The sequence below is a fragment of the Virgibacillus sp. GM2-2 genome (genome assembly GCF_055329585.1).
Genome location: NZ_JBUZWC010000204.1, coordinates 1 through 217, shown reverse-complemented (window position 1 = coordinate 217; position 217 = coordinate 1). Strand labels below are relative to the sequence as shown.

Below are 217 nucleotides of genomic sequence, written 5' to 3'. Positions count from 1 at the left end.
GAACATCACCTTGCCAAGGTGGGGGTCGCGGGTTCGAATCCCGTCTTCCGCTCCAAAAAGCCAAGTTTCCATGCCGGGGTGGCGGAATTGGCAGACGCACAGGACTTAAAATCCTGCGATAAGTGATTATCGTGCCGGTTCGAGTCCGGCCCTCGGCACCATAAGCGCCCGTAGCTCAATTGGATAGAGCGTTTGACTACGGATCAAGAGGTTAGGG

At 55.8% G+C, this 217-nt stretch carries 1 tRNA gene; it reads left to right on the top strand.

From position 1 onward, the window contains the following. Positions 1-72: 72 nt before the first annotated feature. A tRNA-Leu gene (locus tag ACY9Z2_RS19560) sits at positions 73-161 on the top strand. The last annotated feature ends 56 nt before the right edge of the window (positions 162-217 follow it).